Source organism: Streptomyces sp. NPDC093795 (assembly GCF_044764665.1).
In the GTDB taxonomy this organism is placed as follows: domain Bacteria; phylum Actinomycetota; class Actinomycetes; order Streptomycetales; family Streptomycetaceae; genus Streptomyces.
Window position 1 is genome coordinate 32,888 of the sequence record NZ_JBIWIO010000015.1, and the last position, 20,309, is coordinate 53,196.

A 20,309-nucleotide genomic window follows, 5' to 3' on the forward strand; every position below is an offset into this window, starting at 1 on the left:
TCCGGCGTACCTAACGAGGAGATCGGTTCGTGACGATCCGCGTAGGCATCAACGGCTTTGGCCGCATCGGCCGGAACTACTTCCGCGCACTCCTTGAGCAGGGTGCGGACATCGAGATCGTGGCTGTCAACGACCTGGGCGACACCGCGACCACGGCCCACCTGCTGAAGTACGACACCATCCTGGGCCGCCTCAAGGCAGAGGTCACCCACACCGCCGACACCATCACGGTCGACGGCCGCACCATCAAGGTGCTCTCCGAGCGCAACCCGGCCGACATCCCCTGGGGTGAGCTGGGCGTCGACATCGTCATCGAGTCGACCGGCATCTTCACCAAGAAGGCCGACGCCGAGAAGCACATCGCCGGCGGCGCCAAGAAGGTCCTCATCTCGGCTCCGGCCTCCGACGAGGACATCACCATCGTCATGGGCGTCAACCAGGACAAGTACGAGCCGACGAAGCACCACGTCATCTCGAACGCGTCCTGCACCACCAACTGTGTCGCGCCGATGGCCAAGGTTCTCGACGAGAACTTCGGCATCGTCAAGGGCCTGATGACCACGGTCCACGCGTACACCAACGACCAGCGCATCCTGGACTTCCCGCACAAGGACCTGCGCCGCGCCCGCGCCGCCGCGGAGAACATCATCCCGACCACGACGGGCGCCGCCAAGGCCACCGCCCTGGTCCTCCCGCAGCTCAAGGGCAAGCTGGACGGCATCGCCATGCGCGTCCCGGTCCCGACCGGTTCCGCCACCGACCTGGTCGTCACCCTCGACCGCGAGGTCACCAAGGACGAGGTCAACGCCGCGTTCAAGAAGGCCTCCGAGGACGGCGACCTCAAGGGCGTCCTGGTCTACACCGAGGACCCGATCGTCTCCTCGGACATCGTCGGCGACCCGGCGTCCTGCACCTTCGACGCCTCCCTGACCATGGTCCAGGAAGGCAGCACGGTCAAGATCCTCGGCTGGTACGACAACGAGTGGGGTTACTCCAACCGTCTCGTCGACCTCACCGTCTTCGTCGGCGGCCAGCTCTAAGCTTCAGGGCGGGCTTTCGATGTGAGCAGGGCTCGGGCAGCGCAACGCCGCGCTGTGCGAGCCCTGTTTGTGTGCTCCACCGCGTACCAAGGAGTCAGTTAACAGATGAAGACGATCGACGAGCTTCTCCACGAGGGCGTCGAAGGCAAGCGCGTGTTCGTCCGCGCCGACCTCAACGTGCCGCTCGACGGCACCACCATCACCGACGACGGCCGTATCCGCGCCGTCGTCCCCACGGTCAAGGCGCTCGCCGACGCGGGCGCCCGGGTCGTGGTCGCCTCGCACCTGGGCCGGCCCAAGGGCGCCCCGGACCCGGCGTTCTCGCTCGCCCCGGCCGCCGCGCGCCTCGGTGAACTGCTCGGCGCCGAGGTGGCCTTCGCGACGGACACGGTCGGCGACTCCGCCACCGCCACCGTCGCCGGCCTCGCCGACGGCCAGGTGGCCGTCCTCGAGAACCTCCGCTTCAACGCCGGCGAGACCTCCAAGGACGACGCCGAGCGCGGCGCGTTCGCGGACCGGCTCGCCGCCCTCGCCGACGTCTACGTCGGCGACGGCTTCGGCGCCGTGCACCGCAAGCACGCCTCGGTCTTCGACCTCCCGGCGCGCCTCCCGCACGCCGCGGGCTACCTCATCGCCACCGAGGTCGGCGTCCTGAAGAAGCTCACGGACGACGTCCGGCGGCCGTACGTGGTCGCGCTCGGCGGCGCCAAGGTCTCCGACAAGCTCGGCGTGATCGACCACCTCCTGGAGAAGGCCGACCGCATCCTCATCGGCGGCGGCATGGCGTACACCTTCCTCAAGGCCCAGGGCCACGAGGTCGGCATCTCGCTGCTCCAGGAGGACCAGATCCCGGCGGTCCTGGACTACCTGGAGCGAGCCAAGGCGCGCGGCGTGGAGTTCGTCCTCCCCGTCGACGTCCTCGTCTCGGCGGAGTTCCCCGACCTGAAGACCAAGGCTCCGGCCAACCCCACCACGGTCGCCGCGGACGCCATCCCGGCGGACGAGGAGGGCCTGGACATCGGTCCGGAGACCCGTAAGCTCTACGCCTCGAAGCTCGCCGACGCCGGCACCGTCTTCTGGAACGGTCCGATGGGCGTCTTCGAGCACCCCGACTACGCCGAGGGCACCCGGGCTGTCGCCCAGGCGCTCGTCGACTCTCCGGCCTTCACGGTGGTCGGCGGTGGCGACTCCGCCGCCTCCGTCCGCATCCTGGGCTTCGACGAGACGGCATTCGGCCACATCTCGACCGGCGGCGGCGCCTCCCTCGAATACCTCGAGGGCAAGACGCTGCCCGGCCTCGCCGCACTGGAGGACTGATCCTTTCCATGAGCACCCGCACCCCGCTGATGGCGGGCAACTGGAAGATGAACCTCAACCACCTTGAGGCCATCGCCCACGTCCAGAAGCTCGCCTTCGCCCTGACCGACAAGGACCACGACGCCTGTGAGGTCGCGGTCCTGGTCCCCTTCACCGACCTGCGGTCCGTACAGACCCTGATCGACGGCGACAAGCTCAAGATCAAGTACGGCGCCCAGGACATCTCGGCGCACGACTCCGGTGCCTACACCGGCGAGATCTCGGGCCTGATGCTGTCCAAGCTGAAGTGCGCCTACGTGGCCGTCGGCCACTCCGAGCGCCGCCAGTACCACGCCGAGAACGACGAGATCTGCAACGCCAAGGTGAAGGCCGCCTTCACGCACGGCGTGACCCCGATCCTCTGCGTCGGCGAGGGCCTGGACATCCGCAAGGCCGGCCAGCAGGTCGAGTACACCCTCGCCCAGCTCGACGGCGGTCTGAAGGACGTCCCGGCCGAGCAGGCCGAGTCCATCGTGATCGCGTACGAGCCGGTGTGGGCCATCGGCACCGGCGAGGTCGCCACCCCCGAGGACGCGCAGGAGGTCTGCGGGGCCATCCGCGGCCGCCTCGCGGAGCTGTACTCGCAGGAGCTGGCCGACAAGGTCCGCATCCAGTACGGCGGCTCGGTCAAGTCCGGCAACGTCGCCGCGATCATGGCGCAGCCGGACGTCGACGGAGCGCTGGTGGGCGGCGCCGCGCTCGACGCCGACGAGTTCGTCAAGATCGTGCGCTTCCGCGACCAGTGAGTATGCGGTAGCGGAGTTACGTCGTACCCTTGCGGGGGTCGGGCAGGTGCCCGGCCCCCGTCCGTATTCGTCCGAGGAAGTTGGTCCAGCCGTGGTTATGGGGTTCTCGATCGCCCTGCTCGTCTTCAGCGGGCTGCTCATGCTGCTCGTGCTGATGCACAAGGGAAAGGGCGGCGGCCTCTCCGACATGTTCGGTGGCGGTATGCAGTCCTCCGTCGGCGGCTCCTCGGTCGCCGAGCGCAACCTGGACCGCATCACCGTCGTGGTCGGTCTGCTCTGGTTCGCCTGCATTGTGGTACTTGGTCTGCTGATGAAGTTGGACGGGTAACTCCAATCACTGGACGCGCGTTGGGCCTTACGTAGACTGGGGCATCTTCGAGCACCATCACGCAGGGAGTTACGACCGTGGCAAGTGGCAACGCGATCCGGGGAAGCCGGGTCGGAGCGGGGCCGATGGGCGAGGCCGAGCGCGGCGAATCGGCGCCGCGCGCCCGCATCTCGTTCTGGTGCTCGAACGGGCACGAGACCCAGCCGAGCTTCGCCAGCGACGCGGCGATCCCGGAGACCTGGGACTGCCCACGCTGCGGCTTCCCGGCAGGTCAGGACCGGGACAATCCGCCGGACCCGCCGCGCACGGAGCCGTACAAGACCCACCTCGCCTATGTGCGTGAGCGACGCAGCGACGCGGACGGCGAGGCGATCCTCGCCGAGGCGCTCGCCAAACTGCGCGGCGAGATCTGAACGTGGTGTGACGGTGTGACGAACGGGCCTTGCCCGCGAACTGGATTCGCGGGCAAGGCCCGTTCCGCGTTCTCCCGCTCGCCTCCGTCACGGCCGCTCGCCGTCGCGTCGTCGGCCCCTCTGATCAATTAGGTTGGAGACGCAGCGGGGCAGACAAGCAGTACGAGAAGAAGTGGGCGATGTCCGAGATGAACAACGAAGGCCGCACCAGGCTCAACCGGCTGCCCGAGTGGGCGGCCCTCGGCAAGCACCGTGAGCAGCTGGGCGAGACCCATCTGCGCGACCTGTTCGCCGCCGACCCCGAGCGGGGCACCGGCTACACCCTGCGGGTCGGCGACCTCCACCTGGACTACTCCAAGCACCTCGTCACCGAGGAGACGCTGACGCTGCTGCGCGAACTGGCCGCCGTCACCGGCGTGGCCGAGCTGCGCGACGCCATGTTCCGCGGCGAGAAGATCAACACCACCGAGGACCGGGCGGTGCTCCACACCGCGCTGCGGGCCCCCCGCGAGGCCGTGATCGAGGTCGACGGGGAGAACGTCGTCCCCGGCGTCCACGCCGTCCTCGACCAGATGGCGACCTTCGCCGACACGGTCCGCGCGGGCGGGTGGACCGGCCACACCGGCAAGCCGATCAAGAACATCGTCAACATCGGCATCGGCGGCTCCGACCTCGGCCCCGCCATGGCCTACGAGGTCCTGCGCTCCTACACCCAGCGGGACCTGACGTTCCGTTTCGTCTCCAACGTGGACGGGGCCGACCTCCACGAGGCCGTCCGCGACCTCGACGCCGCCGAGACGCTGTTCATCGTCGCCTCGAAGACCTTCACCACCATCGAGACGATCACCAACGCCACCTCGGCCCGCGACTGGCTCCTCACCGAGCTCCGGGCCGGCCAGGAGGCCGTCGCCAAGCACTTCGTGGCCCTCTCGACCAATGCCGAGAAGGTCGAGGAGTTCGGCATCGACACCACGAACATGTTCGAGTTCTGGGACTGGGTCGGCGGCCGCTACTCGTACGACTCCGCCATCGGCCTCTCCCTGATGATCGCCGTCGGCCCCGAGCGCTTCCGCGAGATGCTCGACGGCTTCCACCTCGTCGACGAGCACTTCCGTACGGCTCCGCCCGAGGAGAACGCGCCGCTGCTCCTCGGCCTCCTCGGCGTCTGGTACGGCGCCTTCTTCGACGCCCAGTCGCACGCCGTCCTGCCGTACAGCCACTACCTGTCCAAGTTCACCGCCTACCTCCAGCAGCTCGACATGGAGTCCAACGGCAAGTCGGTGGACCGCGAGGGCAACCCGGTCGACTGGCAGACCGGGCCCGTCGTCTGGGGCACCCCGGGCACCAACGGACAGCACGCGTACTACCAGTTGATCCACCAGGGCACCAAGGTCATCCCGGCCGACTTCATCGGCTTCGCCCGGCCCGTCGCCGACCTGCTGCCCGGCCTCGTCGCCCAGCACGACCTGCTCATGGCCAACTTCTTCGCCCAGACCCAGGCGCTGGCCTTCGGCAAGACGCCCGAGGAGGTACGGGCCGAGGGCGTCCCCGAGGAGCTCGTCCCGCACAAGACCTTCCAGGGGAACCACCCCACCACCACGATCCTCGCCGAGAAGCTCACCCCGTCCGTCCTCGGCCAGCTGATCGCGCTCTACGAGCACAAGGTCTTCGTCCAGGGCGCCGTCTGGAACATCGACTCCTTCGACCAGTGGGGCGTCGAGCTCGGCAAGGTCCTCGCCAAGCGGATCGAACCGGTCCTGACCGACGGGGAGGGCGGCGAGCAGCTCGACAGCTCCACCGCCGCCCTCGTGAACACCTACCGCTCGCTGCGCGGACGGTAGAGGCATGACGGGGGAGAACGCGGTGCGGCTGCGGCCGCCCAGGAACGCCGTGGCCGAGCGGGCCGTCGCCTGGTGGCGCAGCCAACTCCTGGTGACCACCGCCGTACCGGTGGCGGTCCTCGGCGTCCTCGGCGCGCTCATCGGGCCCGCCCGGTTCTGGCTGCTGCTCGCGGCCGGGGCCGTCGCGGCCCTGGGCCTCGCCTGCACCGCGTTCTTCCCCGCCTGGTGGTTCCGGGTGCACCGCTGGGAGGTCACCGAGGACGCCGTCTACGTCCGTACGGGGGCCCTCTGGCAGGAGTGGCGGATCGCGCCGATGTCCCGGATCCAGACCGTCGACACCGTACGCGGCCCCCTTGAGCAGTACTTCAGGCTCGCCACCGTCACGGTGACCACCGCCTCCTCCAAGGGCGCGATCCGGATCGAGGGCCTCGACCACGCGCTCGCCGCCGAGCTCGGCGAGCGGCTCACGGCCCTCACCCAGGCCACCCCCGGGGACGCCACATGAACGAGGCCGGGCACGGCGAGGACCCGCGCGACGGCGGCATAGGCGGCGCCGAAGGGCCGCGCGACGACGGCCCCGGCGACAGTCCCGGCGATGCCCCCGGCGAGGCGTGGCGGCGCCTCGACCGGCGCGTGCTCCTGGCCACCGCCGCCGTCCTGTGCGGCGTCGCCGGCGGAGCCGGCCTGCCCACGACCCTGGGCCTCGTCGGATCCAGGCCGCTGGGGCAGGCCCTCTCCTGGGTCCTCGCCGGAGCGTTCCTCCTCGTCCTCGGCGGCACCCTCGTCGACTACGTCCGCTGGCGCCGCACCCGCTACCGGATCGGCAGCGAGCGGATCGACCTCCACACCGGGCTCCTGCTGATCAAGCGCCGCTCCCTGGCCCGCGAGCGCATCCGCAGCGTCGACCTCACCGCCAACCCCCTCCAGCGTCTCCTCGGCCTCGTCAAGGTCCGCATCGGCACCGGCGAGAGCACCGGCGGCAGCGAGTCCACGCTCGAACTCCACCTGGTCACCCGCGCCGAGGGCGAACTCCTCCGCCACGAACTCCTCGCCCGCACCGCCACCGGCCCCGCCGGCCTCCCCGACGAGGGCGCCCTCGCCGTCGCCGACCCCCGCTGGATCCGCTACGCCCCGGTCTCCTTCGTCGCCCCGGCCCTCGGCGGCGCGGCGGCCGGAGCCGTCATGCAGGTCAGCGAGTGGTTCGGCGCCCAGGGGGAGGTCATCGACTGGATAGGGGACCGCTTCCGGGACGTCTCCGTCACCTGGATGATCGTCGACCTGGTCCTCGTCGCCACCGCCGTGGGAGCCGTCGGAGCCCTCGGCCTCTGGGTCGAGATGTGGTGGAACTACCGCCTGGAGCGCGAGCCCGGCGGCACCCTGCGCGTCCGCCGCGGGCTCCTCACCGCCCGCTCGGTCTCCTTCGAGGAGCGCCGGCTGCGCGGGATCGAGGTCGTCGAGCCGCTGGGAGTACGCCTGTTCGGGGCCGCCCGTGTCGACGCCGTCGCCACCGGCCTCGCCAAGGACGACGGCGACAAGCACGCCGACCTCAAGACCTTGCTGCCGGCCGTGCCCCGGGAGATCGCCGACCGCGTCGCCGCCCAGGTCCTGCGCGAGCCGGAACCGCCCACCGGGGTGCGGCTCGCCGCCCACCCCCGCGCCGCCCGCACCCGCCGGCTGCGCTGGGCCCTGTGGTCCGTCGCCGCCCCGGTCGCCCTCCTCGCCCTTCTCGGGCTCCTCCTCACCCCGGTCCTGCTGTACGTGGCGGCGGGCTGCGCCGTCGTCCTGACCCCGCTCGCCGTGCTCCTCGCCCTCGACGCGTACCGCGGTCTCGGACACGGTGTCAGCGGCGCCTATCTGGTGACCCGTTCGGGCACGGTCCGGCGCGCCACGGTCGCCCTCCAGCGCTCCGGCGTCATCGGCTGGACCGTCAAGCAGTCGTACTTCCAGCGCCGCGCGGGCGTCCTCACCCTGACCGCGACGACGGCGGCCGGCGAGGGCGCGTACGCCATCTACGACGCGGGCGAGAGCCAGGGCCTGACCTTCGCCGCCGAGGCCGTACCGGACCTCCTCGCGCCCTTCATCGAGCCCGTACCGACGCCGGAGGCCCGGTCCACCGACAGGTGAACCGGGCCTCCGGGGCGTACGCGTCGCGGAATCAGGCCGAAGCCGGCGGATACAGACTCCGCGGCAGCTCCGAGGCCGCCGCCGCGTCGAGCAGCCACAGGGTCCGCGAGCGGCCGTAGGCACCCGCCGCCGGGGCCTGGACCTCGCCCGCGCCCGACAGCGCGATCGCCGCCGCCTTCGCCTTGTCCTCACCGGCCGCGAGCAGCCAGACCTCCTTCGCCGCCCTGATCGCCGGAAGCGTCAGCGAGACCCGCAGCGGCGGCGGCTTGGGCGCGCCGTGCACGCCGACCACCGTCCGCTCGGTCTCGCGGACCGCCGGCAGCTCGGGGAAGAGCGAGGCCACATGAGTGTCAGGGCCGACGCCCAGCATCAGCACGTCGAAGGTCGGCACCCCACCGTGGTCGCCGGGGTCCGTGGCGGCGGCCAGCTCCGCCGCGTAGGCGGCCGCGGCGGCGTCGACATCGCTGCCGTACGGGCCGTCGGAGGCCGGCATGGCGTGCACCCGCGCCGGGTCGAGCGGCACCCGGTCGAGCAGCGCCTCCCGGGCCTGGGTGACGTTCCGCTCGGGGTCTCCCTCGGGCAGGAAACGCTCGTCGCCCCACCACAGGTCGAGCCGCGACCAGTCGATCGCGTCCCGCGCGGGCGCCGAACCGAGCGCCGCGAGCAGGCCGTTGCCGTTGCGGCCGCCGGTCAGCACCACCGACGCCGAGCCGCGGGAGGCCTGGGCGTCCACGATCTTCGTGATCAGCCGGGCCGCCGCGGCCTCGGCCATCAGCTCCTTGTCGCGGTGGACGACCAGCTGAGGGGTACTCACTTGGCCGCCGCCTTCTTGGCCGCCGGAGCCTTCTTCGCGGCGGGCTTCGCCGCGGGTTCGGCCTCAGCCGCGGGTTCGGCCTCAGCCTCGGCCGGGGCCGCTATGACGGCCTCCGGCTCGGGAGCCGTGACGGCCGCCTTCTCGTCCAGCCGCTCGAGGCCGAACTTCAGCGCCGTCGCGTAGGTGTCGTCCGGGTCGAGCCGGCGCAGCTCCTCGGCGATCAGCTCGGCCGTCTCACGGCGCTTGAGCGCCACGGCGCGGTCCGGCTGCCCCTGGATGGAGAGCGTCGCGAGCGAGCCGTCCGGCCGGTCGAGCACGATCGGACCCGAGCTGGTCTCCATCCGTACGGAGGTGAGACCGGGACCCGTCGACTTGGAGCGCCGCACCGGCACCTTCAGCCGCTCGGCCAGCCACATCGCGAGCAGTTCGACGCTCGGGTTGAACTCCTCGCCCTCCACCTCGGCGGAGGTGACCTCGCACACGACCTGGTCGAGCGCGGCGGCGAGCATCGAGCGCCACGGGGTGATCCGGGTCCACGAGAGGTCCGTGTCGCCCGGGGTGTACCGGTCCGCACGCGCGGCCAGCTCGTGGATGGGCTGCTCGGCGGCGTACGTGTCGGTCACCCGGCGCTGGGCGAGGGCGCCCAGCGGGTCGTTCGCCGGGTCGGTCGGCGCGTTCACCGGCCACCAGACGACGACGGGGGCGTCCGGCAGGAGCAGCGGGAGCACCACCGACTGGGCGTGGTCGCCGACCTCGCCGTACAGCCGGAGCACCACCGTCTCGCCGGTGCTGGCGTCGGCGCCGAGGCGGACCTCGGCGTCGAGCCGTGCCTTGGCGCGGTCCCGCGGTGAGCGCGAGACCCGCTTGATGACGACGAGGGTCCGCGAGGGGTGCTCGCGGGACGCCTCGTTCGCCGCCCTCAGCGCGTCGTAGGCGTTCTCCTCGTCGGTGACGATGACAAGGGTGAGCACCATGCCGACGGCCGGCGTACCGATCGCCCGCCGCCCGAGCACCAGCGCCTTGTTGATCTTGGAGGACGTGGTGTCCGTCAGGTCGGTCTTCATGGCCGGCGCCAGCTCCGTCCGTCTCGTGCGAGCATCTCGTCCGCCTCGACCGGACCCCAGGTCCCGGACTGGTACTGCGCGGGCTTGCCGTGCTTGTCCCAGAACTGCTCGATCGGGTCGAGGATCTTCCAGGACAGCTCGACCTCCTCGACGCGCGGGAAGAGGTTCGAGTCGCCGAGCAGGACGTCGAGGATGAGCCGCTCGTACGCCTCGGGGCTGGACTCCGTGAAGGACTCGCCGTACGCGAAGTCCATCGACACGTCCCGGATCTCCATCTGGGTGCCGGGCACCTTGGAGCCGAACCGCACCGTCACGCCCTCGTCCGGCTGGACCCGGATGACGATGGCGTTGCGGCCGAGTTCCTCGGTCGCGGTGTGGTCGAAGGGGGAGTGCGGGGCGCGCTGGAAGACGACGGCGATCTCGGTGACGCGGCGGCCGAGCCGCTTGCCGGTCCGCAGGTAGAAGGGGACGCCCGCCCAGCGGCGGTTGTCGATCTCCAGCTTCACGGCCGCGTAGGTGTCGGTCTTCGACTGGGGGTCGATGCCGTCTTCCTCCAGGTAGCCGACGGCCTTCGCGCCGCCCTGCCACCCGGCCGCGTACTGACCGCGGACCGTGGTCCTGCCCAGGTCCGTGGGGCGCTTCACCGCGCCGAGGACCTTGGTCTTCTCGGCGGCCAGCGCGTCGGCGTCGAAGGAGGCGGGCTCCTCCATCGCGGTCAGCGCGAGCAGCTGGAGCAGGTGGTTCTGGATGACGTCACGGGCGGCGCCGATGCCGTCGTAGTAGCCGGCGCGGCCGCCGATGCCGATGTCCTCGGCCATGGTGATCTGCACGTGGTCGACGTACGACCGGTTCCAGATCGGCTCGAAGAGGGTGTTGGCGAAGCGGAGCGCCAGGATGTTCTGGACGGTCTCCTTGCCGAGGTAGTGGTCGATCCGGAAGACCGCCTCGGGCGGGAAGACCTCGTGGACGACCTCGTTGAGCTCCTTGGCGGAGACCAGGTCGTGGCCGAAGGGCTTCTCGATGACCGCGCGGCGCCAGGAGCCGTCCTTCTGGTCGGCCAGGCCGTGCTTCTTCAGCTGCTGGACGACGAGCGGGAAGAACTTCGGCGGCACGGACAGGTAGAAGGCGAAGTTGCCTCCGGTGCCCTGCGCCTTGTCCAGCTCCTCGATGGTGGACTTCAGCTGCTCGAAGGCGTCGTCGTCGTCGAAGTCGCCCTGGACGAAACGCATCCCCTGGATCAGCTGCTGCCACACCTCCTCGCGGAACGGGGTGCGCGCGTGCTGCTCGACGGCGTCGTGGACCTCCTGCGCGAAGTCCTCGTTCTGCCACTCGCGGCGGGCGAAGCCGATGAGCGAGAAGCCCGGCGGCAGCAGGCCGCGGTTGGCCAGGTCGTAGACGGCAGGCATCAGCTTCTTACGGGACAAATCGCCCGTGACGCCGAAGATCACCAGGCCCGACGGCCCCGCGATGCGCGGGAGCCGTCGGTCTGCGGCGTCACGGAGCGGGTTGGCTCCGTGGACTGCGCTCACAGTTGCTTACGCCTCCGAAGGTGCGAGGCGCTTCAGCTCTGCCTCGGTGGACTTGAGCAGGTCGTTCCAGGACGCCTCGAACTTCTCGACGCCCTCGTCCTCCAGGAGCTGGACGACCTCGTCGTAGCCGATGCCCAGCTTCTCGACGGCCGCCAGCTCGGCGCGCGACCGGTCGTACGTGCCGCGCACGGTGTCACCGGTGACCTCGCCGTGGTCGGCGGTGGCCTCCAGGGTGGCTTCCGGCATGGTGTTGACCGTGCCGGGGGCGACCAGGTCCACCACGTACAGGGTGTCCTTGTACGCCGGGTCCTTGACGCCGGTCGAGGCCCACAGCGGACGCTGCTTGTTGGCCTGCGCCTTGTCGAGGGCGGCCCAGCGCTCCGAGGAGAAGACCTCCTCGTACGCCTCGTACGCCAGACGCGCGTTGGCCAGGGCGGCCTTGCCCTTGAGGGCCTTGGCCTCGTCCGTGCCGATGCCGTCCAGGCGCTTGTCGATCTCCGAGTCCACCCGGGACACGAAGAAGGACGCCACCGAGTGGATCTTGGAGAGGTCCAGGCCGCGCTCGCGGGCCTTCTCCAGACCCGCCAGGTAGGCGTCCATGACTGCGCGGTAGCGCTCGAGGGAGAAGATCAGCGTGACGTTGACGCTGATGCCGAGGCCGATGACCTCGGTGATCGCCGGCAGACCCGCCTGGGTGGCCGGGATCTTGATGAGCGTGTTGGGCCGGTCCACCAGCCAGGCCAGCTGCTTGGCCTCCGCGATGGTCGCGGTCGTCTCGTGGGCGAGACGCGGGTCGACCTCGATGGACACCCGGCCGTCCTGGCCGTCGGTCGCGTCGAAGACCGGCCGCAGGATATCGGCGGCGTCACGGACGTCCGCCGTCGTGATCATGCGGATGGCCTCGTCGACGGTCACCTTGCGGGCGGCGAGGTCGGCCAGCTGCTGGTCGTAGCCGTGCCCCTCGGAGATCGCCTTCTGGAAGATCGACGGGTTCGTGGTCACACCGACCACATGGCTCTGGTCGAGCAGCTCGGCCAGGTTGCCGGAGGTGATCCGCTGACGCGAGAGGTCGTCCAGCCAGATCGCGACGCCTTCGTCGGAGAGGCGCTTGAGAGCGTCTGTCATGAGAATTGCATCTCCATTAAGTCGTACGTATGCGGGTCAGCGCGCGGCGGCGTCGATCGATTCCCGTGCGGCGGCGACGATCGCCTCCGGCGTGAACCCGAACTCGCGGAACAGGACCTTCGCGTCCGCCGAGGCACCGAAGTGCTCCAGGGAGACGATCCGGCCGGCGTCCCCGACGTACCGGTGCCAGGTGAGACCGATACCGGCCTCGACCGCGACACGGGCCTTCACCGACGGCGGCAGGACGGAGTCCTTGTACGCCTGGTCCTGCTCCTCGAACCACTCCACGGACGGCATCGAGACCACGCGGGTCGGGACACCGGCGGCCTGGAGCTGCTCGCGGGCCTCGACGGCCAGGTGCACCTCGGAGCCGGTCGCGATCAGCACGACCTCCGGCTCACCGTTCTCGGCGTTCTCGGCGTCGAAGAGCACGTAGCCGCCCTTGACGGTGTCCTCGTTCGGCGCGTACGTCGGAACGCCCTGGCGGGTGAGCGCCAGACCGTGCGGGGCGCCCTTGCCGAAGACCTTGGTGTGGCGCTGCATGATCTCCCGCCAGGCGATCGCCGTCTCGTTGGCGTCGGCGGGCCGGACCACGTTCAGACCGGGGATCGCGCGCAGCGAGGCGAGGTGCTCCACCGGCTGGTGCGTCGGGCCGTCCTCGCCCAGACCGATCGAGTCGTGGGTCCAGACGTACGTCACCGGCAGGTGCATCAGCGCGGACAGACGCACGGCGTTGCGCATGTAGTCGGAGAACACCAGGAAGGTGCCGCCGTAGACGCGCGTGTTGCCGTGCAGCGCGATGCCGTTCATCTCCGCGGCCATGGAGTGCTCGCGGATGCCGAAGTGGATCGTGCGGCCGTACTTGTCGGCCTCCGGCAGCGGGTTGCCCTCGGGCAGGAACGACGAGTCCTTGTCGATCGTCGTGTTGTTCGAGCCGGCGAGGTCGGCCGAGCCGCCCCACAGCTCCGGGATGACCGCGCCGAGCGCCTTGAGGACCTGGCCCGAGGCGGCACGGGTGGCGACACCCTTGCCCGGCTCGAAGACCGGGAGCTTCTCGGCCCAGCCGGCCGGCAGCTCGTTCGCCTGGATGCGGTCGAACTCGGCGGCGCGCTCCGGGTTGGCCGTACGCCACTCGGCGAGCGACTTCTCCCACGCGGCGCGGGCCTCACGGCCACGGTCGCCGAGCGAACGGGTGTGCGCGATGACCTCGTCGGAGACCTCGAAGGTCTGCTCCGGGTCGAAGCCCAGGACGCGCTTGGTGGCCGCGATCTCCTCGTCGCCGAGCGCCGAGCCGTGCGCGGCCTCGGTGTTCTGCGCGTTCGGCGCGGGCCAGGCGATGATCGAGCGCATCGCGATGAACGACGGACGCTCGGTCTCGGCCTCCGCGGCCTTGATCGCCGTGTACAGCGCGGCCGGGTCCAGGTCGCCGTTGGCCTGCGGCTCGACGCGCTGGACGTGCCAGCCGTACGCCTCGTACCGCTTCATCGTGTCCTCGGACACGGCCGTCTCGGTGTCGCCCTCGATCGAGATGTGGTTGTCGTCCCACAGCAGGATCAGGTTGCCGAGCTTCTGGTGGCCGGCGAGCGAGGAGGCCTCCGCGGAGATGCCCTCCTGGAGGCAGCCGTCACCGGCGATCGCGTAGATCCGGTGGTCGAACGGGGAGGCGCCGGTGGCGGCCTCCGGGTCGAACAGACCGCGCTCGTAGCGGGCGGCCATCGCCATGCCCACCGCGTTGGCGACACCCTGGCCCAGCGGGCCGGTGGTCGTCTCGACGGCGGCGGTGTGGCCGTACTCCGGGTGACCGGGGGTCTTCGAACCCCAGGTACGGAAGGCCTTCAGGTCGTCCAGTTCGAGCCCGAAGCCCCCCAGGTACAGCTGGGTGTAGAGGGTCAGGGACGAGTGGCCGGCGGAGAGGACGAACCGGTCGCGCCCGACCCACTCGGGGTCGGCCGGGTCGTGCCGCATCACCTTCTGGAAGAGGGTGTACGCGGCGGGCGCCAGGCTCATCGCCGTACCAGGATGGCCGTTGCCGACCTTCTGTACGGCGTCCGCGGCCAGGATGCGGGCGGTGTCGACGGCCCGCTGGTCCAACTCGGTCCACTCGAGGTCTGTGGTGGTCGGCTTAGTGCTCACCCTGGGTCAGGGCTCCTCTCCACATGTCTGAAGCCGGTGACTGAGGGTGTACCGGCGGTGTCGAGCCTACCCCCGCCGGGGCCCCCTCTTTTCGTGCTCATGCCCCTCAAATGAGCGGACACAGCAAGACTGCCGCCGCCCGTGCGAGTTCGCCTCCCGAAGCGTGTCCACGCCTTGGGACACACCCCCTCAACACGACCCCACCCCCGCGAAGATCGGCGTCTGGGCAACGTCTACAGTGGCGTGGTACGCGCAAGCTTCACCCCGCCTTCATGCGGGGGGCTTGCTGGGAATTTCTCTGTCAGGGGTGTGCGTGACGGCCGTCGAGTCCCGACCCGCAGGGGTCGTCTTGACTCCCAGCCCGGGAGGCCATCGGCCGTTCGGGGCCCGCGTCAAGGCATTCGTGGCGCTGACCAAGCCGCGGATCATCGAACTGCTGCTCATCACGACCGTCCCGGTGATGTTCCTCGCCGAGCAGGGCGTGCCCGACCTGTGGCTGGTACTCGCCACCTGTTTCGGCGGCTACCTCTCCGCGGGCGGCGCAAACGCCCTGAACATGTACATCGACCGCGACATCGACGCGCTGATGGACCGCACGTCCCAGCGTCCGCTGGTCACCGGCGTCCTGACACCGCGGGAGGGCCTGGTCTTCGGCCTCACCCTCGCCGTGGTCTCCACGCTCTGGTTCGGCCTGCTCGTCAACTGGCTCTCCGCCGCCCTCTCGCTCGGCGCGCTCCTCTTCTACGTCGTGGTCTACACGATGATCCTGAAGCGCAGGACCGCGCAGAACATCGTCTGGGGCGGCATCGCCGGCTGCCTGCCGGTGCTCATCGGCTGGTCCGCCGTCACGAACTCGATGTCCTGGGCCGCGATCATCCTCTTCCTCGTCATCTTCTTCTGGACGCCGCCGCACTACTGGCCGCTGTCGATGAAGGTGAAGGACGACTACGCACGCGCGGGCGTGCCGATGCTCCCGGTGCTCGCCTCCAACAAGGTCGTGGCCAAGCAGATCGTCGCGTACAGCTGGGTGATGGTCGCCGTCTCGCTGCTGCTCACGCCGCTCGGCTACACCGGCTGGTTCTACCTGGCGGTGGCGCTGCTCACCGGCGGCTGGTGGCTCTGGGAGGCGCACGGCCTGCTCAACCGCGCCAAGGCGGGCGCCTCCGGCGCGAAGCTCAAGGAGATGCGCCTCTTCCACTGGTCCATCACCTATGTGTCGCTGCTCTTCGTGGCGGTCGCGGTGGACCCCTTCCTCCGCTAGGGCTTCTTCGACGACGTACCGCTCAGATGATCTGCTCGGCCGACGGCCGGGTCACGTGGGATAGGCCACGTGGCCCGGCCGTCGTCACTCGATCTACGCGTCGGTAGCATCGTTGTCATGGCAGAAACGAAGCACGAAGAGCGCAAGGCGGCCAAGCTCGCCAAGGAGATCCAGGCCTTCTCCAAGGCGCACGGCGGCTCCGAGGGGCACCTCGCGCACATCGGCCAGGCGGGCACCCGGATCGTCCTCGTCGGCACGGACGGCGGCTGGGGCGACCTCGTCGCGCCCACGTACGCGATCGCGCAGCAGGCCGCAGAGAAGGCCGGCCTCACCCTCCACGAGGAGTTCGACGGCGAGATCGCCGCCAAGGTCGTCACCGGCCCGTACGAGTGGACCCGGATGGCCGGTATCCAGATCGGCGGCCCCTCCAACGGCTGAGGCAACAACCTCGCGCGGGGCTCACCCGTTAGGACGTGTGGAGACGCGACACGTCCACACAGGGAGCCCCCCGAGATGATCGACACGCCGAGCCTGGTGGACCAGTACTGCCACGGGGTGCTCCGTACCGAGCTCGGCCTCGGCACCTTCGAGGCCCGCCTCGGAGCCCAGCTCGGCGGGAGCACCACCCTGCCCGCCGCGGGCACCACCTTCTTCGACACCCAGACCGGGTTCGCCGTACGCCGCTGGTGCCCGCCGCTCCTCGGCCTCGAACCGCACTGCCCGCCCGCCCGCTACCTCGCGCGCCGCCGCGAGCTCGGCGTCGCCGAGGCGGGCCGACGTCTCCTCCGCTCCTCCGGGATCTCCACGTACCTCGTCGACACCGGGCTCCCCGAGGATCTGACGGGACCCGCCGAGATCGCCGCCACGGGCGCGGCCGAGGCCCACGAGATCGTCCGGCTCGAACCCCTCGCCGAACAGGTCGCCGACACCTCGGGCACCGTCGAGGCCTTCCTCGCCAACCTCGCCGAGGCCGTCCACGGGGCCGCCGTCAACGCCGTGGCCTTCGCCTCCGTGGCGGGGGTACGCCAGGGGCTCGCGTACGCGCCGGAACCGCCCGGGCCCGGGGAGGTACGCGGGGCGGCGGGGCGCTGGCTCGCCGGACGCCCGGCCGGCGGCCGGCTCGCCGACCCCGTCCTGCTGCGCCATCTGCTCTGGATCGCGGTCACCGCCGGGCGCCCCCTCCAACTGCACACCGGGGACCGGGACCCGGCTTCGGTCGCCGGATTCGCCGCCGCCACCTCGGGCCTCGGCACCGACCTGGTGCTGCTGCACTCCTACCCGTACCACCGCGCCGCCGCGCGGCTGACCGGTGCGCACGCGCACGTGTACGCGGATCTCGGCCCCGTCCTCGCCCACACGGGGGCGCGGGCGGCGGCCGTCCTCGCCGAGGTCCTGGAGCGGGCGCCGTTCGGCAAGCTGCTGTTCTCCAGCGGCGCCCACGGGCTGCCCGAGCTGCACGTCGTCGCCGCGAGCGTCTTCCGTACCGCCGTCACACGGGTGCTCGGCGAGTGGGTCATGGACGGCGCCTGGTCACGTACGGACGCCCAGCGGGTCGCCGCGATGATCGCGGGGGACAACGCGCGACGGGTCTACCGGCTCGCGCGGAGCCGGTAGACCCGTCGGTGGGGTCGGTGAGGCCGTGGCCGGTGAGCCGGTGGCCGGTGGGTCAGGCCGTGGCCGGCACCGGCTCGGCCTGGGCCGGGATGTCGGCGGTGGGCAGGGGGCGCTCGCGCAGGCTCAGGGCGAGTCGCAGCACCGCGATCCACATCAGCGAGGAGCCGAGCATATGGGCGCCGACCAGGATCTCGGGGACCCCGGCGAAGTACTGGACATAGCCGATGCCGCCCTGCGCGAGCAGCACGATCAGCAGGTCACGGGCGCGCGCCCGGGTGTCGACCGGGGCGTCGACCACGCGCAGGACCAGCCACATCGCGAGCGCGAGGGCGCAGACGACCCAGGCGGCGATCGCGTGGACGTGCGCGGCGTTCGTCCAGTCCCACGGCATGCGCGGGACGTCGCTGCTGTCACCGGCGTGCTTGCCGGCGCCGGTCACCGCGGTGCCGAGCGCGATCAGCAGACCGGAGGTGATCGTGATCGCCCAGGACAGCTTCCGCACCGGGCGCGGCACGCGCGGGCGGGGGGCGGTGTCGCCCTCGCCGGTGCGGTGCCAGGTGATGACGGCGACGGTGAGGAGGGCGTTCGCGGCGAGGAAGTGTCCTGCCACCGTCCACGGGTTGAGGCCCATCCACACCGTGATGCCACCGAGGACGGCGTTGCTCATCACGATCCAGAACTGGGCCCAGCCGAGCCGGGTCAGCCCGCGCCGCCAGGGCTTGGTGGACCGCGCGGCGACGATCGCCCAGCCGACGGCCGCCGACAGGACGTACGTCAGCATCCGGTTGCCGAACTCGATCACACCGCGGTAGCCCTGCTCGGGCGTCACGATCAGGCTGTCGTCGGTGCACTTGGGCCAGGTGTCGCAGCCGAGACCGGAACCGGTCAGCCGGACCGCGCCACCCGTGACGATGATGAGCACGCTCATCACGACGGCGGAGAGCGCGGCGCGCCGGAGCGTCCCGGGGGACGGGGTCCAGCGCCTGGCGATGAAGGCGAGGGGGGTCAGCACGGGCCCTATCGTAGGACGGCGCTTGTGCGCGCTTTCACGAGGGGGGGCGTATGTGGCCGAACGGAACCTTACGGTTACTCCCAGCGGAAGAACCGCGCCGCGGCACCGAGCCCCAGGACCGCCCAGACCGCCAGGATCAGCGCGTCGCCCCAGGGCATCGACGCGCCGCCCTGGAGGACGTCCCGCAGGCCGTCCGAGAGGGCGGCGATCGGCAGCAGTGCGAGGACGTCGCCCGCGGCGCCGAACTTCTCCAGCGGGACGATGACCCCGCCGCCGACCAGGAGCAGCAGGAAGACCAGGTTCGCGGCGGCGAGGGTGGCCTCTGCCTTGAGGGTGCCCGCCATCAGCAGGCCGAGGCCGGAGAAGGCGGCCGTGCCGAGCACCAGGAGGAGGGCGACCGAGCCGGGGTTGCCCTGCGGGGACCAGCCGAGCCCCAGCGCGATCACCGTCAGGAGCGCGATCTGGAGGACCTCGGTGACCAGGACGGACAGCGTCTTCGCGGTCATCAGCGCCCAGCGGGGGAGCGGCGAGGCGCCGAGGCGCTTGAGCACCCCGTACCGCCGCTCGAAACCGGTCGCGATGGCCTGGCCGGTGAAGGCGGTGGACATCACGGCGAGCGCGAGGACGCCGGGGGTGAGGAAGTCGACGGCCTCGCCCGCACCCGTGTCGACGACGTCGACGGTCGAGAAGAGCACCAGGAGCAGCGAGGGGATGATCACCGTCAGGAGCAGCTGCTCGCCGTTGCGCAGCAGCATCCGGGTCTCCAGGGCCGTCTGCGCCGCGATCATGCGGCCGACGGGGGCCGCGCCGGGCTTGGGGGAGTAGGTGCCCGACTTCATGCCCTCAGCTCCTTGCCGGTCAGCTCCAGGCTGTGCTTGCCCGGGGGGCGACCCCCGGACCCCCGGCAGATCGGTGTGGTGCCCGACTTCATGCCCTCAGCTCCTTGCCGGTCAGCTCCAGAAAGACGTCTTCCAGGGTGTGGCGCTCGACGGCGATGCCCTCGGGCATGACGCCGTGCTGGGCACACCAGCTGGTGACCGTGGCGAGCAGCTGCGGGTCGACGGTGCCGGTGATCCTGTACATGCCGGGGAGCGGCTCCGCGGCGGCCGAGCCGTCCGGCAGGGCCTTGAGCAGGGAGCCGAGGTCGAGCCCGGCGCGTCCGGTGAAGCGCAGGGTGTTCTCGGCGCCGCCCCGGCACAGCTCCTCGGGGCTGCCCTGGGCGGCGACCCGGCCGGCGTCGACGATGGCGACGTCGTCCGCGAGCTCCTCGGCCTCCTGCATGAAGTGCGTGGTGAGGACCACGGTCACCCCGTCGGCGCGCAGCTCCCGTACGAGGTCCCAGGTGGCGCGGCGGGCCTGCGGGTCGAGGCCTGCGGTCGGCTCGTCGAGGAAGACGAGCTCGGGGCGGCCGACGACGGCCATGGCGAGCGCGAGACGCTGCTGCTGGCCGCCGGAGAGGCGCCGGTAGGTCGTACGGCCGCAGGAGCCGAGTCCGAGCCGCTCGACGAGGGCGTCCACGTCCAGGGGGTGGGCGTGGAGCTTCGCCATGTGGCGGAGCATCTCGTCGGCGCGGGCGCCGGAGTAGACGCCGCCGGACTGGAGCATGACGCCGATCCGGGGGCGGAGGGCCGCCGCGTCGGCGACCGGGTCGAGGCCGAGGACACGGACGCTGCCGCCGTCGGGCCTGCGGTAGCCCTCGCAGGTCTCGATGGTGGTGGTCTTGCCGGCCCCGTTGGGTCCGAGGACGGCGGTGACGGTGCCCGCGCGCACGTCGAGGTCGAGGCCGTCGACGGCGGTCCTGCTTCCGTACCGCTTGACCAGGCCGCGTACGCGGACGGCGCTGTCAGGGCCGTCGGCGGGCGTGTTTCGCATGTCGGGAAGTCTAGAGAGCCCCTGGGGGTGCGCCGGT

At 71.0% G+C, this 20,309-nt stretch carries 19 protein-coding genes; 11 read left to right on the forward strand and 8 right to left on the reverse strand.

Going from position 1 to position 20,309, the window contains the following annotated elements; all coding sequences use genetic code 11:
• The first annotated feature begins 29 nt into the window (after positions 1 to 29).
• From gap to ACIRB7_RS31610, 8 genes are all read left to right on the forward strand, one after another.
• Entirely contained in the window at positions 30 to 1,040 is a 1,011-nt protein-coding gene (gene gap, locus ACIRB7_RS31575; protein ID WP_403605568.1) for a type I glyceraldehyde-3-phosphate dehydrogenase, read from the forward strand.
• Between the two features lie 105 nt (positions 1,041 to 1,145).
• Positions 1,146 to 2,357, forward strand: a complete 1,212-nt coding sequence (locus tag ACIRB7_RS31580; RefSeq protein ID WP_403605571.1) for a phosphoglycerate kinase — start codon at positions 1,146 to 1,148, stop codon at positions 2,355 to 2,357.
• A gap of 8 nt (positions 2,358 to 2,365) precedes the next feature.
• Complete coding sequence (tpiA, locus tag ACIRB7_RS31585) at positions 2,366 to 3,142, forward strand: triose-phosphate isomerase (protein WP_403605574.1); 777 nt, start codon at positions 2,366 to 2,368, stop codon at positions 3,140 to 3,142.
• 97 nt (positions 3,143 to 3,239) lie between these two features.
• Positions 3,240 to 3,470 carry a preprotein translocase subunit SecG gene (gene secG, locus ACIRB7_RS31590; RefSeq protein WP_024758014.1) on the forward strand — a complete coding sequence of 77 codons (231 nt, stop codon included), beginning with the start codon at positions 3,240 to 3,242 and terminating at the stop codon, positions 3,468 to 3,470.
• A 77-nt stretch (positions 3,471 to 3,547) separates the two neighbouring features.
• On the forward strand, positions 3,548 to 3,883 hold the full coding sequence (locus ACIRB7_RS31595; RefSeq protein WP_071891222.1) for an RNA polymerase-binding protein RbpA: 336 nt from the start codon (positions 3,548 to 3,550) through the stop codon (positions 3,881 to 3,883).
• 188 nt (positions 3,884 to 4,071) lie between these two features.
• A complete protein-coding gene (gene pgi, locus ACIRB7_RS31600; RefSeq protein ID WP_403605943.1) occupies positions 4,072 to 5,724 on the forward strand; it encodes a glucose-6-phosphate isomerase in 1,653 nt (550 codons plus the stop codon).
• Between the two features lie 4 nt (positions 5,725 to 5,728).
• Positions 5,729 to 6,229: a PH domain-containing protein gene (locus ACIRB7_RS31605; RefSeq protein WP_403605577.1), complete on the forward strand. Its 501-nt coding sequence runs from the start codon at positions 5,729 to 5,731 to the stop codon at positions 6,227 to 6,229.
• On the forward strand, positions 6,226 to 7,848 hold the full coding sequence (locus tag ACIRB7_RS31610) for a PH domain-containing protein (protein WP_403605580.1): 1,623 nt from the start codon (positions 6,226 to 6,228) through the stop codon (positions 7,846 to 7,848). The genes ACIRB7_RS31605 and ACIRB7_RS31610 overlap by 4 nt, the downstream gene beginning before the upstream one ends.
• A gap of 31 nt (positions 7,849 to 7,879) precedes the next feature.
• Here ACIRB7_RS31610 and pgl read toward each other — a convergent pair whose 3' ends face one another.
• Genes pgl through tkt form a run of 5 tightly spaced genes read right to left on the reverse strand, consistent with a single transcriptional unit; the run spans position 7,880 to position 14,513 of the window.
• The gene (gene pgl, locus ACIRB7_RS31615; protein WP_403605583.1) at positions 7,880 to 8,662 is read right to left on the reverse strand and encodes a 6-phosphogluconolactonase; all 783 of its coding nucleotides are present in this window, start codon (positions 8,660 to 8,662) and stop codon (positions 7,880 to 7,882) included.
• Positions 8,659 to 9,726, reverse strand: a complete 1,068-nt coding sequence (gene opcA, locus ACIRB7_RS31620) for a glucose-6-phosphate dehydrogenase assembly protein OpcA (protein WP_403605586.1) — start codon at positions 9,724 to 9,726, stop codon at positions 8,659 to 8,661. The genes pgl and opcA overlap by 4 nt, the downstream gene beginning before the upstream one ends.
• Positions 9,723 to 11,255, reverse strand: a complete 1,533-nt coding sequence (zwf, locus tag ACIRB7_RS31625) for a glucose-6-phosphate dehydrogenase (protein ID WP_403605589.1) — start codon at positions 11,253 to 11,255, stop codon at positions 9,723 to 9,725. Before zwf ends, opcA begins: the two co-directional genes overlap by 4 nt.
• A 6-nt stretch (positions 11,256 to 11,261) precedes the next feature.
• On the reverse strand, positions 11,262 to 12,380 hold the full coding sequence (gene tal / locus ACIRB7_RS31630; RefSeq protein ID WP_403605592.1) for a transaldolase: 1,119 nt from the start codon (positions 12,378 to 12,380) through the stop codon (positions 11,262 to 11,264).
• A 36-nt stretch (positions 12,381 to 12,416) separates the two neighbouring features.
• Positions 12,417 to 14,513, reverse strand: a complete 2,097-nt coding sequence (gene tkt / locus ACIRB7_RS31635) for a transketolase (RefSeq protein WP_403605595.1) — start codon at positions 14,511 to 14,513, stop codon at positions 12,417 to 12,419.
• A gap of 307 nt (positions 14,514 to 14,820) precedes the next feature.
• Between tkt and ACIRB7_RS31640 the strand changes: the two genes are divergently transcribed.
• The 3 genes from ACIRB7_RS31640 to ACIRB7_RS31650 all read left to right on the forward strand — a co-directional run bounded on the left by ACIRB7_RS31640 (position 14,821) and on the right by ACIRB7_RS31650 (position 17,388).
• On the forward strand, positions 14,821 to 15,774 hold the full coding sequence (locus ACIRB7_RS31640; protein ID WP_403605598.1) for a heme o synthase: 954 nt from the start codon (positions 14,821 to 14,823) through the stop codon (positions 15,772 to 15,774).
• 117 nt (positions 15,775 to 15,891) lie between these two features.
• Positions 15,892 to 16,212 carry a hypothetical protein gene (locus ACIRB7_RS31645; RefSeq protein ID WP_351212907.1) on the forward strand — a complete coding sequence of 107 codons (321 nt, stop codon included), beginning with the start codon at positions 15,892 to 15,894 and terminating at the stop codon, positions 16,210 to 16,212.
• 75 nt (positions 16,213 to 16,287) lie between these two features.
• The gene (locus ACIRB7_RS31650; RefSeq protein WP_403605601.1) at positions 16,288 to 17,388 is read left to right on the forward strand and encodes an amidohydrolase family protein; all 1,101 of its coding nucleotides are present in this window, start codon (positions 16,288 to 16,290) and stop codon (positions 17,386 to 17,388) included.
• Positions 17,389 to 17,440: 52 nt separating this feature from the next.
• Here the strand turns inward: ACIRB7_RS31650 and ACIRB7_RS31655 are convergent, their stop codons facing one another.
• From ACIRB7_RS31655 to ACIRB7_RS31665, 3 genes are all read right to left on the reverse strand, one after another.
• Positions 17,441 to 18,409, reverse strand: a complete 969-nt coding sequence (locus ACIRB7_RS31655) for a heme A synthase (RefSeq protein ID WP_403605946.1) — start codon at positions 18,407 to 18,409, stop codon at positions 17,441 to 17,443.
• Positions 18,410 to 18,474: 65 nt separating this feature from the next.
• The gene (locus tag ACIRB7_RS31660) at positions 18,475 to 19,239 is read right to left on the reverse strand and encodes an ABC transporter permease (RefSeq protein WP_403605604.1); all 765 of its coding nucleotides are present in this window, start codon (positions 19,237 to 19,239) and stop codon (positions 18,475 to 18,477) included.
• Between the two features lie 88 nt (positions 19,240 to 19,327).
• Positions 19,328 to 20,272, reverse strand: coding sequence for an ABC transporter ATP-binding protein (locus tag ACIRB7_RS31665; protein WP_403605607.1), 945 nt, complete (start codon positions 20,270 to 20,272; stop codon positions 19,328 to 19,330).
• Positions 20,273 to 20,309 lie beyond the last annotated feature (37 nt).

Coding starts and splice junctions, on each gene's coding strand:
- ACIRB7_RS31580 (WP_403605571.1), top strand. CDS start 1,146: ATGAAGACGATCGACGAGCTTCTCCACGAGGGCGTCGAAGGCAAGCGC.
- tpiA (WP_403605574.1), top strand. CDS start 2,366: ATGAGCACCCGCACCCCGCTGATGGCGGGCAACTGGAAGATGAACCTC.
- secG (WP_024758014.1), top strand. CDS start 3,240: ATGGGGTTCTCGATCGCCCTGCTCGTCTTCAGCGGGCTGCTCATGCTG.
- pgi (WP_403605943.1), top strand. CDS start 4,072: ATGAACAACGAAGGCCGCACCAGGCTCAACCGGCTGCCCGAGTGGGCG.
- ACIRB7_RS31605 (WP_403605577.1), top strand. CDS start 5,729: ATGACGGGGGAGAACGCGGTGCGGCTGCGGCCGCCCAGGAACGCCGTG.
- ACIRB7_RS31610 (WP_403605580.1), top strand. CDS start 6,226: ATGAACGAGGCCGGGCACGGCGAGGACCCGCGCGACGGCGGCATAGGC.
- opcA (WP_403605586.1), bottom strand. CDS start 9,726: ATGAAGACCGACCTGACGGACACCACGTCCTCCAAGATCAACAAGGCG.
- tal (WP_403605592.1), bottom strand. CDS start 12,380: ATGACAGACGCTCTCAAGCGCCTCTCCGACGAAGGCGTCGCGATCTGG.
- ACIRB7_RS31645 (WP_351212907.1), top strand. CDS start 15,892: ATGGCAGAAACGAAGCACGAAGAGCGCAAGGCGGCCAAGCTCGCCAAG.
- ACIRB7_RS31650 (WP_403605601.1), top strand. CDS start 16,288: ATGATCGACACGCCGAGCCTGGTGGACCAGTACTGCCACGGGGTGCTC.
- ACIRB7_RS31660 (WP_403605604.1), bottom strand. CDS start 19,239: ATGAAGTCGGGCACCTACTCCCCCAAGCCCGGCGCGGCCCCCGTCGGC.
- ACIRB7_RS31665 (WP_403605607.1), bottom strand. CDS start 20,272: ATGCGAAACACGCCCGCCGACGGCCCTGACAGCGCCGTCCGCGTACGC.